This window comes from Mesorhizobium sp. IMUNJ 23232, assembly GCF_044326205.1.
In the GTDB taxonomy this organism is placed as follows: Bacteria; Pseudomonadota; Alphaproteobacteria; order Rhizobiales; family Rhizobiaceae; genus Kumtagia.
Genome location: NZ_JBIRCY010000029.1, coordinates 1 through 12,272 on the forward strand (window position 1 = coordinate 1; position 12,272 = coordinate 12,272).

The 12,272-nt window shown below is 64.3% G+C and carries 14 protein-coding genes; 8 read left to right on the plus strand and 6 right to left on the minus strand.

The features are described from left to right. Window positions 1-1,028: 1,028 nt before the first annotated feature. Both ACH196_RS20525 and ACH196_RS20530 read right to left on the minus strand, forming a co-directional pair. Window positions 1,029-2,066 (minus strand): aldo/keto reductase, encoded by a 1,038-nt coding sequence (locus tag ACH196_RS20525; RefSeq protein WP_396648789.1) that lies wholly within the window; start codon window positions 2,064-2,066, stop codon window positions 1,029-1,031. A 29-nt stretch (window positions 2,067-2,095) separates the two neighbouring features. Next, complete coding sequence (locus ACH196_RS20530) at window positions 2,096-3,289, minus strand: MFS transporter (protein WP_396648790.1); 1,194 nt, start codon at window positions 3,287-3,289, stop codon at window positions 2,096-2,098. A 101-nt stretch (window positions 3,290-3,390) separates the two neighbouring features. On the opposite strand from ACH196_RS20530, the gene ACH196_RS20535 reads away from it, so the two are divergent. After that, window positions 3,391-4,296, plus strand: coding sequence for a LysR family transcriptional regulator (locus tag ACH196_RS20535; protein WP_396648791.1), 906 nt, complete (start codon window positions 3,391-3,393; stop codon window positions 4,294-4,296). A 17-nt stretch (window positions 4,297-4,313) separates the two neighbouring features. Here the strand turns inward: ACH196_RS20535 and ACH196_RS20540 are convergent, their stop codons facing one another. Beyond that, window positions 4,314-5,195, minus strand: a complete 882-nt coding sequence (locus ACH196_RS20540; RefSeq protein WP_396648792.1) for an NmrA family NAD(P)-binding protein — start codon at window positions 5,193-5,195, stop codon at window positions 4,314-4,316. A gap of 112 nt (window positions 5,196-5,307) precedes the next feature. Between ACH196_RS20540 and ACH196_RS20545 the strand changes: the two genes are divergently transcribed. Further along, window positions 5,308-5,718, plus strand: a complete 411-nt coding sequence (locus ACH196_RS20545; protein WP_396648793.1) for a winged helix-turn-helix transcriptional regulator — start codon at window positions 5,308-5,310, stop codon at window positions 5,716-5,718. 9 nt (window positions 5,719-5,727) lie between these two features. Next, window positions 5,728-7,035: an FAD-dependent oxidoreductase gene (locus tag ACH196_RS20550; RefSeq protein WP_396648794.1), complete on the plus strand. Its 1,308-nt coding sequence runs from the start codon at window positions 5,728-5,730 to the stop codon at window positions 7,033-7,035. Here ACH196_RS20550 and ACH196_RS20555 read toward each other — a convergent pair. Both ACH196_RS20555 and ACH196_RS20560 read right to left on the minus strand, forming a co-directional pair. Continuing rightward, on the minus strand, window positions 6,941-7,642 hold the full coding sequence (locus ACH196_RS20555; protein ID WP_396648795.1) for a glutathione S-transferase family protein: 702 nt from the start codon (window positions 7,640-7,642) through the stop codon (window positions 6,941-6,943). The genes ACH196_RS20550 and ACH196_RS20555 overlap by 95 nt on opposite strands. A 1-nt stretch (window position 7,643) precedes the next feature. After that, a complete protein-coding gene (locus tag ACH196_RS20560) occupies window positions 7,644-7,949 on the minus strand; it encodes a Rieske (2Fe-2S) protein (protein ID WP_396648796.1) in 306 nt (101 codons plus the stop codon). A gap of 102 nt (window positions 7,950-8,051) precedes the next feature. On the opposite strand from ACH196_RS20560, the gene ACH196_RS20565 reads away from it, so the two are divergent. Both ACH196_RS20565 and ACH196_RS20570 read left to right on the plus strand, forming a co-directional pair. Further along, entirely contained in the window at window positions 8,052-8,510 is a 459-nt protein-coding gene (locus ACH196_RS20565; RefSeq protein WP_396648797.1) for a MarR family winged helix-turn-helix transcriptional regulator, read from the plus strand. A 111-nt stretch (window positions 8,511-8,621) separates the two neighbouring features. Continuing rightward, complete coding sequence (locus tag ACH196_RS20570; protein ID WP_396648798.1) at window positions 8,622-9,185, plus strand: hypothetical protein; 564 nt, start codon at window positions 8,622-8,624, stop codon at window positions 9,183-9,185. A 38-nt stretch (window positions 9,186-9,223) separates the two neighbouring features. Here ACH196_RS20570 and ACH196_RS20575 read toward each other — a convergent pair whose 3' ends face one another. Next, window positions 9,224-9,865 carry a hypothetical protein gene (locus ACH196_RS20575; protein WP_396648799.1) on the minus strand — a complete coding sequence of 214 codons (642 nt, stop codon included), beginning with the start codon at window positions 9,863-9,865 and terminating at the stop codon, window positions 9,224-9,226. Between the two features lie 188 nt (window positions 9,866-10,053). On the opposite strand from ACH196_RS20575, the gene ACH196_RS20580 reads away from it, so the two are divergent. The 3 genes from ACH196_RS20580 to ACH196_RS20590 all read left to right on the plus strand — a co-directional run bounded on the left by ACH196_RS20580 (window position 10,054) and on the right by ACH196_RS20590 (window position 12,184). Further along, entirely contained in the window at window positions 10,054-10,698 is a 645-nt protein-coding gene (locus ACH196_RS20580; protein WP_396648800.1) for a TetR/AcrR family transcriptional regulator C-terminal domain-containing protein, read from the plus strand. A 37-nt stretch (window positions 10,699-10,735) separates the two neighbouring features. Further along, window positions 10,736-11,755 (plus strand): ketol-acid reductoisomerase, encoded by a 1,020-nt coding sequence (gene ilvC, locus ACH196_RS20585; protein WP_396648801.1) that lies wholly within the window; start codon window positions 10,736-10,738, stop codon window positions 11,753-11,755. A gap of 138 nt (window positions 11,756-11,893) precedes the next feature. Further along, window positions 11,894-12,184 carry a PilZ domain-containing protein gene (locus ACH196_RS20590; RefSeq protein WP_396648802.1) on the plus strand — a complete coding sequence of 97 codons (291 nt, stop codon included), beginning with the start codon at window positions 11,894-11,896 and terminating at the stop codon, window positions 12,182-12,184. The last annotated feature ends 88 nt before the right edge of the window (window positions 12,185-12,272 follow it).

A 12,272-nucleotide genomic window follows, 5' to 3' on the forward strand; every position in this document is an offset into this window, starting at 1 on the left:
CCATCTCGGCCATGCCGACGAGCATCACGAGGATGCGCTTCAGCGCCTCCCGGTTAGTCTCGATTGGTCCACTCTCGTCCAACGCCGCCCTCCTTCGAACACAGGCGGCAGGGATCATAGCATTGGTCGGCATGGATGTAAATAATCCTAGGATAATAATCTTTGAAACGCTATACCCTCCCGCACAACGCATTGGAAAAACGCGACTTTTCGGGACATGGCGGCCCGCTCCGGTACCTTTCCGGGTGGACGCAAGGGCTCGGCCGGGAAGAAGGTCATGCTTGTAAAAGCAAGTGAAATCAGAGCCTTGGCGGCAGGCCTGGTGGATTTTGGCGTGACAAGCATGACCAAGGGGTGCTGCCGGCGGCTTTCAGTTAGACCGTCTCACCTCCTCTGGGCATCCTTCGGACTGTCCCGCCGGACATCTCTCTCCGCCAGCGGCTGTGGCGTTTCACATATTGACGTTGGATTTCGACTGCGCATCAAGTGCGGAATCTTCTGTACCGGCCCTGGCGTCATCAAGTCCGAGGCATGGATTCCCGACACTCTCCGCTCGCTTCGCTCGCTCACGAGGTCGGGAATGACGACAGTCATGGGACGCTTCCGCTAGTCTTCAACGTCGGTGATTGGCTGGGCTGCCCATGGTGTCGTCATTCTCGACCTTGTGAGCGAGCGAAGCGAGCGGAGAGTGTCGGGAATCCATGCCTCGACGGCGAAGAAGCAAAGCCGGTGCAGGAAATCGCGCATAATCACGCGAAGGGAAGCCCAACGCGGCAAGATGTTTGAATCCGATGGACTCCTCTCAGGGGAAGAGGTGGCCCGACGAGCCGGAGTGGGGTGCTATAGACAATCCAGCCGTTTTCTCGGGCGGCCAGATAGACCTGTAAAACTGTTCCGGATTCAGGCCGAGTTCTGGCTCCGGATGTGGAAGCCCAAGCCGGGACATTCTCGAACCGTCCCGGCGGGTGGCATTGAATTGCAGGGCGCGCCTGCTGGAACCGGCTGCCTACGTGTGAGCTTTCAGGACTTCATCCGGCAAGCGGCGGGTTGAGGCGGGCAAAACCTTCCTGCCGCTGGTAGGGGAAATGCGGGTAGGGTGCGGTGACGGTGCTGGCCGCGTCGAGTTTTTCGATCTGCTCCTTCGTCAGCGACCAGCCGACCGCGCCGAGATTCTGGCGAAGCTGCTCCTCGTTGCGGGCGCCGATGATGACGGAAGAAACGGTCGGCCGCTGGATCAGCCAGTTGATCGCCACCTGCGGGACGGTCTTGCCGGCCTCAGTCGCGACCTGTTCCAAAGCATCGACCACGCGGTACAGCAACTCGTCGTCTACCGGCGGGCCAAAATCCGCAGTCTGGTGCAGGCGGCTGCCTTGCGGAAGCGGTTTTCCGCGGCGGAGCTTGCCGGTCAGGCGGCCCCAGCCGAGTGGGCTCCAGACCAGCGCGCCGAGTCCCTGGTCCTTTCCGAGCGGCATCAGGTCCCATTCGTAGTCGCGGCCGACCAGCGAGTAATAGACCTGGTTGGCGACGTAGCGGGTCCAGCCATGTTTTTCGGCGGCGGCGAGCGACTTCATGATCTGCCATCCGGAAAAATTCGAGACGCCGATGTAGCGGAGTTTTCCGTCCTGAACGAGACGGTCGAGCGTCGAGACGACTTCCTCGACCGGTGTCGAGGCGTCGAAGGCATGCAACTGGAAAATGTCGATGCAGTCGGTGCCGAGCCGTTTCAGCGCAGCCTCCACCGAACGGATCAGCCGCGAGCGCGAGGAACCCCAGTCGTTCGGGCCGTCGCCCATCGGCAGGCTGGCCTTGGTGGAGATCAGGACGGCATCGCGCCGGCCCTTGATCGCCTCGCCGAGCACTTCTTCCGAAGCGCCGTTCGAATAGACGTCGGCGGTGTCGAACAGGTTGACGCCGGCTTCGAGGCAGATGTCGACGAGGCGGCGGGCTTCCTCGACGTCGGTCGTGCCCCAATGGCTGAAGAGCGGGCCGGAGCCGCCGAAGGTGCCGGCTCCGAAGCTGAGCACTGGCACCTTGAGGCCGGATGCGCCGAGATTGCGGTATTCCATGGTGATGGCTCCTGAAAGGGTTGCTGAATTTATTCCGCCGGGCAGGGCAGCGCGGGAGATGCGTCGACGCTGGCGCTGCGCCTCTCCAGCTGGATAGCGAGTAGCGCCACGCCGAGGGCGGCGACCGGCACGATGCCGGCGACCAATGGGACCGCGCCGAGACCCGGACCGTGATCGATGACCGCGCCGCCCAGCCAGGCGCCGATGGCGTTGCCGAGATTGAAGGCGGCGATGTTGAAGCTGGAGGCCAGCCCCTGGCCGGCGCCGTCGGCTTTTTCCAACAGCCACATCTGCAAGGGCGGCACGGTGGCGAAGGCGGCGGCGCCGAACAAGCCAACGGAGATCACGGCTGCAATCGGCTGGTGGATGGCGAACCTCATCGCGAACAGCACGACGGCGAGCGCCGCGAGACTGCCGAGCATGGCGGGCACCAGTCGGCGGTCGGCCAGTTTTCCGCCGAGCAGATTGCCCGCGACCAGCCCGGCGCCGAACACCAGCAGGATCGGCGAGACCGCGCTTTCGGAAAAGCCGGTTACTTGGGTCAGGATCGGCGCGATGTAGGTGAAGGCGGCGAAGACGCCGACCCAGGAGAGCACGGTGGTCAGCAGGCCGAGCAGGACAGGACGGCGGGAGAGCACGGCAAGCGCGTTTTCCGACGACTGCTCGCGCGGCGCGGGCCGGTCGCGTGGCACCAGAAGGGCGATGACGGCGAAGGCGGCGACGCCGACCAGAGTGACGGCCCAGAAGGTAGAGCGCCAGCCATAGGCCTGGCCGAGCCAGGTGCCGAACGGAACGCCCAGAATATTGGCGACGGTGAGGCCGGTGAACATGATGGCGATGGCCGAGGCTTTTCGGTTCGGGGCGACAAGGCCGGTGGCGACCACGGAGCCGACGCCGAAGAACGAGGCGTGGGCGAAGGCGGTGAGCACGCGCGCCGCCATCAGCGTCCAGTAGTCGGGGGCGAGCGCGCAGGCGAGGTTGCCGAGGGTGAAGACCACCATCAGCCCCATCAGCAGCGTCTTTCGCGACCAGCGGCCGGCGATGGCGCCGAGCAGCGGCGCACCGACGACGACACCCAGCGCATAGCCGGAGATCAGCAGACCCGCAGCCGAGATCGACACGCCGAGATCGGCGCCGACTTCGAGCAGCAGGCCCATGATGACAAATTCGGTGACGCCGATGCCGAAGGCGCCGGCGGTGAGGGCATAAAGAGCTAGGGGCACGATCTGGCCTTTCAAGAAGCTGTGTCGCGCCTGAAAGTGGACATCGGAAGTTCGGTGAACTAGCCTGCCGAACGGAACATCACTTGTGAGTTGATTTCACTATGGCGCGCCTCGACGTCAACCGATCCGGCGAGATGGAAGTTTTTTCGCGCGTCGTGGAACTGGGAGGTTTTTCGGCTGCGGCGCGCGATTTCCGCATGACGCCTTCCGCCGTCAGCAAGCTGGTGGCGCGGCTGGAGCGGCGGCTCGGCGTGCGGCTGATCAACCGCTCGACGCGAAAGCTGCAACTGACGCCGGAAGGCGTGGCCTTTCACGACCGGGCGATGCGCATCCTTAGCGACCTTGAAACGGCGGAGCGCGAGGCGGCATCGGGATCGGCGCCGCGCGGCCGCCTGCGGGTGAATTGCAACATCGCCTTCGGGCTGCACTATCTGCTGCCGCTGGTGCCGGACTTTTTGGCCCGCCATCCCGACATCAGCGTCGACGTGACGCTGACCGACGCGGTCGTCGATCTTCTCGAGGAGCGCGCGGACGTGGCGATAAGGGTTGGGCCGCTGCGCGAATCCAGCCTGCTGGCCCGCAAGCTCGGCGAAACCCGGAACCTCACGGTGGCCTCGCCCGACTATCTGCGGCGGCATGGCGAGCCGAAAAACCCGGCCGATCTTATGAAGCACAACCGGCTGGGCTTCTGTTTTATCAGGCTGATCGAGGGCTGGCCGTTTCTGGACGAGACCGGGCAGGTGATCTATGTGCCGCCGCTGGGTAATGCGCTGGTCAGCGACGGCGAGGCGATGCGCGCGCTGGCGCTAGCGGGGTTGGGCATTGCCCGGCTCGGAGAATTCCATCTCCGGCAGGACATCAAGGCCGGCCGGCTGGTGCCGGTGCTGGAAGAGTTCAATCCCGGGGACACCGACCCGATCCACGCCATCTTCGTCGGGCAGGGCGGACACCTGCCGTCGCGGGTGCGCGCCTTCCTCGATTTTCTGGTGGAACGGGTGCGGGTTTGAGCGATCCCTGGCTTGGCTTAGCCTAGGGCTGCCTTGTTCTCCTCCAGAAACGCCGTCAGCGGCTTCGACTTGCGGCCGGACAGCGATTCCACATCGCCGGTGATCACCGCAAGATCGCCGGCGCGGGCGGCGGTGTCGAAGGAGACCAGCGTCGGGATGAACCCTTCGGGCAGGCCCGCCGCCTTCATGCCGCCCGCCAACTGCTCGTCGGTCAGGCTGACGACCTGAAGCGGCTTGCCGACGGCCGCGCTGGCCAGTTTAGCGACCTCCTCGTTGGTGAGCGCTTCGGTGCCGGTCAGCGTGTATGTGGTGCTCTGCGCCGGCCAATTCACAATCGCGCCGGCGATTGCGGCGGCGATGTCGTCGCGGGCGACGAAGGCGGTGCGGCCATCGCCGGCCGACGTAAACCACTGGCCGCTGGCGAAGGCGTGCGGCAGCGCCAGGAACAGGTTCTCCTGGTACCAGTTGTTGCGGAAGATGAGGTAGGGCAGGCCGGTCGCCTTCACCGCCTTCTCGGTGTTCAGATGGTCGGGCGCGAAGCTGACCTTCGAGGTTTCCGGCACGGGCAGCGAGGTGTAGGCGAGGCGCTTCGCGCCTGCCTCGGCGGCGGCTTCTACGGCCGTGAGGTGCTGCCGCTGGCGGGTGCCGGCGCCGTCCAGCGCATCGGTCGAGATGATCAGGACGGTGTCCGCGCCGGCAAATGCCTTGACCAGCCCGGCCTTGTCATCGAAATCCGCTGCGCGGACTGTGACGCCCCTGGCCGCGAGGTCGGCAAGCTTGTCCGGATTGCGGGTGCCGGCGATGATTTTCGACGGCGCGACGCCGCGTTCCAGCAGGTGGTGGATGACGCCTTGGCCAAGCTTGCCGGAGGCTCCGGTGATAAAAATCGTGTCGGTCATTGTGCAGTCCTGATTGATGGTCTCTTTTTGAGAGCAGCACTAAATTATGGTTTGACCGGAGACTGTAAAGAAGGCAGTTTTTCGGGAGGTAGGCACAGGCAGGCAACCACCCATGGACGCAAGGCAGGCCAATCTGCGGGCGAAGCTTGAGATCTATAAGGCCGAGAGCGGCGGCGCGGGGCTTGCCAACTGCCCGGTGCGTGACGTCATCCAGACCCTGAGTGGGCGATGGAGTTCGCTGCTGATGATGGCGCTGGCCGAACAACCCTATCGTTTCGGCGAACTGCGCCGGCTGGTGCCCGACATCTCGCAGCGCATGCTGACGCAAACGCTGCACGATCTGCAGCGCGACGGGTATGTGCGGCGCGAGGTGTTTCCGACAAAACCGCCGAGCGTCGAGTACAGCCTGACCGATCTCGGGCGTTCGATGTTCGAGCCGTTGCAAAGGCTGATCCAGTGGGCGGAGCTGAACCACGGCGCGGTGCGCGCTGCGCGCGGTGTCTTCGATACTTCCCAGACCTGATTCGCGGTGATGCAGGGCGCACGGCTGGCTATCGCGATCGTCGGCGCCGGCCCGGCCGGACTCGCTGCCGCATTGCTATTGAAGCGCGCCGGCCACCATGTCTCGATCTTCGAGCGTTTCGATGAACCCAAGCCGCTCGGCTCGGGCCTCATCCTGCAGCCGACCGGGCTGACGGTGCTTCACCATCTCGGGCTGCTCGATGAAATCCTGTCGCTCGGGGCGCGGGTCGACCGTCTTTTTGGCGCCGATGCGAAAACCGGGCGAACGGTTCTCGACGTGCGCTACGATGCGCGGGCCGGTGGCAGCTTCGGGCTTGCGGTGCATCGGGCGGCGCTGTTCGGCGTTCTGCATCGCGCGGTGGTGCGCGAAGGGATCGCCATCGAGACCGGGATAGAAATTGCCGACATCGATGCCGGTTGCGAACGCGCCATGCTGCTCGGGGGTGACGGGAAAGCGATCGGGCCGTTCGATCTGGTGGTCGACGCTTCGGGAACGCGATCGACCTTGCGCCGGCGGGCGGATGCCACTTGCGAGCCAAAACCGCTCGCCTATGGCGCGTTCTGGGCCTCGCTGAAATGGCGCGACGGGTTCGACCCGCATGCGTTGTTGCAGCGTTACGACAAGGCCAGCGTGATGATCGGCGTGCTGCCGATCGGGCGGCCGCAAGCCGATGCGGAGGACATGGCCGCCTTCTTCTGGAGCCTGAAGCCGGCCGACGCCGAGCGCGTGCGCGCGGCCGGCATCGATGCGTGGAAGGACAGGCTTGTTTCGCTATGGGCCGATTGCAGGGCCTTCACCGACCAGATCGACGGTTTCGACCAGCTTGTGCTGGCGCGCTACGGCCACCACACGCTGATGCGGCCGGCGGGGCGGCAGCTCGCGGTCATCGGCGATTCCGCGCATTCGACCAGCCCGCAGCTCGGGCAGGGCGCGAACATGGCGCTGCTGGATGCGGCGGCACTGGCTCATGCCGTTGCCTCGGCGCGGAATGTCGACGACGCGCTGGAACTCTACGTTCGCGCCCGGCGCCTGCAAGTCCGCGTCTTCCAGGCGCTGTCGCGCATGTTCACGCCGTTCTATCAGTCGGATTCGGCGCTGCTGCCTTTCATGCGCGATCGGCTGGTGGCGTCGCTGGCAAGAATTCCTCCCGCGCCGCGCCTGTTGGGCTCGATGGTCGCGGGGACGCTGGTCGATCCGTTCGCGGCGGCCGGGCTGGAAGAGGTCAGGTGGCGAACGCTTGCGCCCGCGCAAGCCGCCCAAGGTGCGAATCCTTTGCGCGCAGGAAGGCAAGCAGGCGCCGCGGATAGTCCGGCGTGACCGCGCCGGCGATCGACGGGCGGGACGCGAGCGCTTTCCGCCACGCCGCGATGCGCGGCATTCCGGACAGGATGCCGAAGTCGCCGAGCGTGTCGAACACGTCGAAATAACGGAAGACCGGGCCGTAGACGGCGTCGACCAGCGAAAAATCCTCGCCGGCGAACCAGGGTCCCGCGTGACCGGCATCCGCCAGTTCGGTCTCGACGCGGCCGAACATCGCCGAAAGTGCTTCCGCTTCGGCTGGGAAGGCGGCTTGCGTCGGCGCGGAATAGAGCCGGCCGATCGCATTGAGGATCGCCGAGCCGAATTCGATCCAGGCACGATGGCGAGCCCGCGTGACGGCGTCGACCGGATGCAGGGGGTTTGGCTGCGTCTCTTCCAGGAATTCGAGGATGACGGCGGATTCGAAGATCGCCGTTTCCTCGCCGGCTTCACGCACCAGCAGCAGCGGCACTTTTCCCAGCGGCGAGACGCGGCGGAACCAGTCGGGCTTGTCCGAAAGGTCGATTGTGACGCGCTCGAACGGCACCTCCTTTTCGGCAAGCGAGATCGCGGCTCGCTGGACGTAGGGGCACAGATGATGGCTGACCAGGGTGAGGGCGGCCATGTCACTCTCCCCAGACATAGGTGACCGCATCGTTCTCGACGCGGGTCGACAGGAACATCAGGCGCGCGTTTTTGGGAGCGGGGCCTTCCACGCGATCTCCCTTGTCCATGTCGAAAGCCGCGCCGTGCCAGGGGCAGACGAGCTTGCCGTCCCGGCATTCCAGCGGCCCGCCGAAATGCAGGCAGACATTGGCTGCGGCGCGGATGCGCCCGCCGGAACGATAGACGTGGACCTCGCGGCCGAAGAACGGCGCGACGAGCGTGCCGGTCTCTGGCACGTCGGCCAGTTTGCAGATTTCATGTCTCATGGGGTCACCTACACGATGGGTTAATGCATATGCATCGATATAGATGCAATCGCATCGATCGTCAAGGTTGATGCATCTGCATCTATTTGATAGACAGCCGGCATGACCAAGGCAAAGACACCTTCGGATGAGGCCATCGCCGCCTGGGCGCGGCTGCACCGTGTTTCGCGGCAGTTTCTCGAGACGGCGGAGGACGCATTGAAGGCGGAGGGCCTGCCGCCGCTTGCCTGGTACGACGCCCTGCATGAGATCGCGCAGGCGGGGGAGGACGGGATGCGTCCGTTCCAGTTGATCGACCGGATGCTGCTTGCGCAATACAGCGTTTCGCGGCTGCTCGCCCGGCTGGAGACGGAAGGGCTGATCGAAAAGCTGGACGTTGCCGACGACGGCCGTGGGCAGACGGTGCGCATCACCGGCCAGGGGCGCGACCTGCGCCGCCGCATGTGGTCGGTCTACGGCAAGGTGATCGACGAGCAACTCGGCAGCAAACTCGCGGCGGACGAACTTTTGACCTTGTGTGTGCTGCTCGGCCGGTTGCGGCATCCGCAGTCGGAAAGCTGAATCCCTCGGCGACCGAAACACAAGCCACACAAGCCGCGCCGAACGGCAAAGCGCCGAAACAGACGAAGCCTATCAGCCGGCTTCCGATTGTTTCGAGCGGGAATGACCAGGATGAGCGAAGATACGAGTTGGCGCAGCCCGACGCGGGTGTCGCTGAACATCGCCGTGCTTTACGCGGCCACCTACTATGTCGCCGACGACCGGGGCACGGTCGGCAAGGCGAGGGAAGTCCTCGACCGCTACAATATCGACCTCCGCGTATGGCCCGAGGACGGCAAGAAGGGCGGCGGCAACCTTCTGGGCGACATCACCGCGCCCATTCCGCACCGCAAGGAAGCCTATGAGGCGCTGCGGCGGCGGGTGAACGAACAGATCCGCGGCCGCTGCGGTTTTTCGGTGGTGATGCCGGCGGTGTTTTGCCAATACGAGCATCGCGGCTACGGCATCACGCCGGAATGGTTCAGGCTGGTGACGCCGGGCTGCCTGATCTTTCCGACCGGCAACCCGGACATGATGGATCTGGTTCACGAGATCGGCCACGGCGCCGGATGCGACCACGTCTTTGGCGACCGCGCGGCCGAGCGCGAGAATTTCATGCACGAAGCCAACGGCCGCTCGACCATCCGCCGCTCGCAGGTGGAGAAGCTGATCAAGGCGAGTTTTGCGGTGGCGTGAGGGCGAAGGTCGTTGGGGACTCGGACGAGGTGGCTGCGCTAGCGTTTCCATCGGGCGAGGAACTGTTTCAACCACTCTCGCCAGCCCAGTGTCGGGGTGAACTTTTTTCGGGTCACTCCTCCCCCTTGCTCGACCAACGAGGCCATCAACTGGGCGAGGTAGATCTGATGTTCGTCCAATCCGAGGAGCGGGCAGTGTATTTCGTTGCTTCCCGTGCGTAGACGAAAGAAATGCATTCGCCATCCTGAGGCGGGGACCAGCTTCTTATCGCGCAATCCGAGGGTAACGCCTGCGCGGCCGTCGTATTCCGCACCGATGAATTGTATGCTCCTGACGTCGGTCCAACGCACGTCCAGACCGGACCTGTTGTCGAGAAAGCCTTGGCGGCTGATTGTGATCGCCGGACCTCGCAGGCTCGCTTCTGTCAGAATGGTTGTGGCGATCAATATGCACGGAACAGTTATCTGAGCGCCAAGAACGAACATTATGGGACTCATGAGCTTATAAAGAGCTGGTAGCCAGATTAATGCGTAGTCGGCCGCGAACAACATCAGCATGCCGACGGCAGCGAGATAGATATACTTGGCGGCACGCAGGATGTGGCGGCCAGCTTTGACGCGAGCGGAAATCGGCAATTGATCCATCCGCGCGCTCTGGCCGTCGGTCTCGCGAACTGTCACTCTCTTCTCTCACTCTGTCTTTTGGCCGCTTTCAAAAGACCAGGCTTGGCTGCATGGGCGTAAGGGACAGTAGCTCCAAGCAGCCGGATTCAACAATCGACACTTGCGCGCAGGTCGTGTCACTGCTATGGGCAGAACCGTAACGTACGGTACGCTTTGCCAGGCGGCCGTTGCAGGCGGAAAGACGCGTGTTGCAGCTAGCATCCGAAACCCAGAGCGGAGAAGCGCCGACGGAACGCCAGAGGGCGGTCCTCGATGCGGCGCTGGCGCTTTTGGTCGAGGAGGGTGACGCGCTGACCATGACGGCGGTGGCGCGGCGTGCCTCGTGCTCCAAGGAAACGCTCTACAAATGGTTCGGCGACCGCGACGGGCTGCTGACGGCCACGGTGCGTTGGCAGGCTTCGCATGTGCGGGTCGAACCGCTCGGCCGCGAGCGCATTGCCCTGTTCTCGCTGACCAACAGCCTCGAGCGGTTCGCCTCGGACTGGCTGACCGTCATCTCCTCGAAAACCTCGATCGCGCTCAACCGCGTCGCGGTCAGTCATGCCGGTTCGGCCAAGACCAATCTCGGCGCCATCGTGCTGGAGAATGGCCGCTTCGCGCTGGCCGTGCGGCTGAAGCCGGTGCTGGAGGCCGGGCGCGATGCCGGCTTGCTCGTCTTCGACGACGCTGAAACAGCGTTCCGCACCTTTTTCGGGCTGGTTGCCCGCGACGTTCAGATCCGGCTGCTGCTCGGCGACCGGCTGAAATTGACTGCCGCCGAGATCGCCCGCGACGCGGGCGAGGCGACGCGGCAGTTTCTCGCTCTCTACGGAGCACAAACCGGCCGGTGAGACCGGCCAGACATCTTGTAACGGGAAGGAAACCGAAATGCGTGTCTATTACGATCGCGACGCCGATCTCAATCTGATCAAAGGCAAGAAGGTCGCCATCATCGGCTATGGCAGCCAGGGCAGGGCGCATGCGCTCAATCTCAAGGACAGCGGCTGCAAGGACATCGCGATCGGGCTGAAGGCCGGTTCGGCGACGGCCAAGAAGGTCGAGGCCGACGGGCTGAAGGTGATGAGCGTCGCCGACGTGGCGAAATGGGCCGACCTGATGATGATGGCGACGCCGGACGAGCTGCAGGCCGACATCTACAAGGCCGAGATCGCGCCGAACATCCGCGACGGCGCGGCGATCGCCTTCGCCCACGGCCTCAACGTGCATTTCGGCCTGATCGAGCCGAAGGCTTCCGTCGACGTGGTGATGGTGGCGCCGAAAGGCCCTGGCCATACCGTGCGCGGCGAATACCAGAAGGGCGGCGGCGTGCCGTGTCTGGTCGCGGTCAACCAGGACGCTTCGGGCAATGCGCTCGATCTCGCCCTCTCCTACGCCTGCGGCGTCGGCGGCGGCCGCTCGGGCATCATCGAGACGAACTTCAAGGAAGAGTGCGAGACCGACCTGTTCGGCGAGCAGGTGGTGCTGTGCGGCGGCCTGGTGGAACTCATCCGCGCCGGTTTCGAGACGCTGGTGGAAGCCGGCTACGCGCCCGAAATGGCCTATTTCGAGTGCCTGCACGAGGTGAAGCTGATCGTCGATCTGATCTATGAGGGCGGCATCGCCAACATGAACTATTCGATCTCCAACACGGCCGAGTGGGGCGAGTATGTGTCTGGCCCGCGCATCATCACCGCCGAGACCAAGGCCGAGATGAAGCGTGTTTTGAAGGACATCCAGACCGGAAAATTCACCAGCGAGTGGATGCAGGAATACCGGTCGGGCCTGTCGCGCTTCAAGGGCATTCGCCGCATGAACGATTCCCACCAGATCGAGCAGGTCGGCGAAAAGCTGCGCGGCATGATGCCGTGGATTTCCAAGAACAAGCTGGTCGACAAGGCGAAGAACTAAGCATTCCGGCTCTACCGGACGAAGGGGCCCCGATCATCCGATCGGGGCCGCACTTTTTTCAGATGTCCTATCTTGGGACACAATGCCGTTGGCCCCGTTCTTGCTCGGCCTCTCGCATCTGATCGCGGAGGCTGTGCAATGACACCGATCACCGAGAAATCCATCGGCCTTGACGGGCAGGTCTTTACCGACCGTCGCGGCATCGAGCGCCGGCGCGTGCTCAAGGGCGCGAGGCTCACCTTCAACAAGGGCTATGGCTCGTTCGAATGTGTGGTGCGCAACGTTTCCGATAGTGGAGCGCGGCTCACCTTCGGCGACACGTCGGCAATTCCATCTCAGTTCGACCTGCTGATCTCCGGCGAGGATCACGCCCGCCGAGCCACCGTGCGCTGGCGCACGATGACCGCACTGGGCGTTTCGTTCGACTGACGCCCAGCTTTGCGTTGATCCGGCCGGCGCCGGCGGGGGAGCCAGCGGACAACGCACGAGCCGGCGCAGCGGGGAACTGCGCCGGCTC

Coding starts and splice junctions, on each gene's coding strand:
- ACH196_RS20525 (WP_396648789.1), bottom strand. CDS start 2,066: ATGGAATACCGCAATCTCGGCGCATCCGGCCTCAAGGTGCCAGTGCTC.
- ACH196_RS20535 (WP_396648791.1), top strand. CDS start 3,391: ATGGCGCGCCTCGACGTCAACCGATCCGGCGAGATGGAAGTTTTTTCG.
- ACH196_RS20540 (WP_396648792.1), bottom strand. CDS start 5,195: ATGACCGACACGATTTTTATCACCGGAGCCTCCGGCAAGCTTGGCCAA.
- ACH196_RS20545 (WP_396648793.1), top strand. CDS start 5,308: ATGGACGCAAGGCAGGCCAATCTGCGGGCGAAGCTTGAGATCTATAAG.
- ACH196_RS20550 (WP_396648794.1), top strand. CDS start 5,728: ATGCAGGGCGCACGGCTGGCTATCGCGATCGTCGGCGCCGGCCCGGCC.
- ACH196_RS20555 (WP_396648795.1), bottom strand. CDS start 7,642: ATGGCCGCCCTCACCCTGGTCAGCCATCATCTGTGCCCCTACGTCCAG.
- ACH196_RS20560 (WP_396648796.1), bottom strand. CDS start 7,949: ATGAGACATGAAATCTGCAAACTGGCCGACGTGCCAGAGACCGGCACG.
- ACH196_RS20565 (WP_396648797.1), top strand. CDS start 8,052: ATGACCAAGGCAAAGACACCTTCGGATGAGGCCATCGCCGCCTGGGCG.
- ACH196_RS20570 (WP_396648798.1), top strand. CDS start 8,622: ATGAGCGAAGATACGAGTTGGCGCAGCCCGACGCGGGTGTCGCTGAAC.
- ilvC (WP_396648801.1), top strand. CDS start 10,736: ATGCGTGTCTATTACGATCGCGACGCCGATCTCAATCTGATCAAAGGC.
- ACH196_RS20590 (WP_396648802.1), top strand. CDS start 11,894: ATGACACCGATCACCGAGAAATCCATCGGCCTTGACGGGCAGGTCTTT.